This window comes from Kitasatospora sp. NPDC050463 (assembly GCF_040655255.1).
GTDB lineage: Bacteria > Actinomycetota > Actinomycetes > Streptomycetales > Streptomycetaceae > Kitasatospora.
In genome coordinates this window covers 1-1,048 of record NZ_JBFAJO010000241.1, presented here as the reverse complement: position 1 = coordinate 1,048, position 1,048 = coordinate 1, and the positions used below count along the sequence as shown (strand labels likewise).

The 1,048-nt window shown below is 65.2% G+C and carries 1 protein-coding gene; it reads right to left on the bottom strand.

Features of this window, described 5'->3' with window-relative positions; genetic code table 11:
- Positions 1-26: 26 nt before the first annotated feature.
- Positions 27-1,048: non-reducing end alpha-L-arabinofuranosidase family hydrolase (locus AB0J08_RS41770; protein WP_360645487.1), on the bottom strand; the 1,022-nt coding region annotated here is incomplete at its 5' end.

The window sequence follows — 1,048 nt, the reverse complement described above, 5'->3', positions numbered from 1 at the left end:
GGCGGGAACCGCCACAAGGCGGACCTCTAGCGCTGCAGTGTCAACACGCCCGGCCGGTACGGCAGGAGACCGTAGTCCATGCCGTCGGTGCTGGGGTCGCGCCCCTGGTAGAGGAACTGCAGGTTGCAGGGGTCGATGGTCTTGGTCTGGTCGGGGTTGGTGCGAACCAGATCGCCGTGGCTGATGTCCTTGGTCCAGCTGGTGGCGCCGCTGTTGGCACTGCCGGCGAAGGGGTTGGTCACGGTGTCGGCCTGCGGTGTCCACGTGCCGTCCAGGCTGGTGGCCGTGAACGAGCGGAAATAGCGACCGTACCCTGAGTAGTTCTGGGCCTCGACGATCATGAGGTACTGGTTCTGGCCCTGGACCTTGTAGACCTCCGGCGCCTCGAACAGGTTGAGCGCCGTGTCGCTCATGATCTTCGTGAAGGAACCGAAGGTGCCCGGGAAGTTGCCGATGGGCATGCTGGCGCGGTAGATGCCGCCCTCATCGTCGGCGAAGAACATGTACATGTTCGTGTCGTCGCCGATGAGGGTCACGTCGAGGGGGCCCCCCTTCGGGAGGGTGCCTGTGAACAATTCCTGCTGCGCGGACCAGCCGTTGGGGTTGGTGGGGTCGCTCGAGGTGCGGTAGCCGAAGCTGTATGGCCAAGCCCCGTTGTAGGCGAGCACCCAGAGGTTCTTCGGGGCGAAGTAGAACAGCGTCGGCGCGATGCCGTCGAAGGGAATCGTGTTCTGGGTGGCGGTGGCCATGTCGGACCAGTTCGTGAAGGGGCTGAAGGTCGTCAACCCCCAGCGCCCATCGTTGCCGGCGAGGGTGTTGTGCGTCGTGGCATAGACGACGTGCTTGCCGTTGTGGACGACGCTGGTGAAGTCCTTGAGCGAGGCCCACCCCGACTTCGGCTCCGCCAGCGGGCCGGTCGATGCCCAGCGGTAGGTCGACGGCAGCGTGCATGTGCCGGTGCCCTTATCCACCTGGACGAGTTGCCACTGCTGGTTGGTGCCGCCCCAGTCGTTGTACTGCACGACGTTGGCGCCGTCGTTGGTCGCCG